This is a genomic window from Streptomyces xanthophaeus, assembly GCF_000725805.1.
Classification (GTDB): Bacteria; Actinomycetota; Actinomycetes; order Streptomycetales; family Streptomycetaceae; genus Streptomyces; species Streptomyces xanthophaeus.
Genome location: NZ_JOFT01000114.1, coordinates 1 through 370 on the forward strand (window position 1 = coordinate 1; position 370 = coordinate 370).

The window sequence follows — 370 nt, forward strand, 5'->3', positions numbered from 1 at the left end:
GACGATGTCCGGGTTCAGGGACAGGGCCTCCTCGACGCGCTCGTTGTTGATGCGCTTGCCGATCCGCTCTTCCATCCACATCCGGGCGCCGCCCGCACCGCAGCAGAAACCGCGTTCCTTGTGACGGTGCATCTCCTGCTGGCGCAGCCCCGGCACCGCCGACATGATCTCCCGCGGCGGCGTGTACACCTTGTTGTGCCGGCCCAGGTAGCACGGGTCGTGGTACGTGATCAGCCCGTCCACCGGGGTCACCGGCGTGAGGCGTCCCTCGTCGATCAGGTGCTGCAGCAGCTGGGTGTGGTGGATGACCTCGTACTCGCCGCCGAGCTGCGGGTACTCGTTGGCGATGGTGTTGAAGCAGTGCGGGCAG

At 67.0% G+C, this 370-nt stretch carries 1 protein-coding gene; it reads right to left on the minus strand.

Annotated elements, in window-relative coordinates:
- Positions 1-370 (minus strand): (Fe-S)-binding protein (locus IO30_RS41080; RefSeq protein WP_037895507.1); only part of this gene is annotated, 370 nt, incomplete at both ends.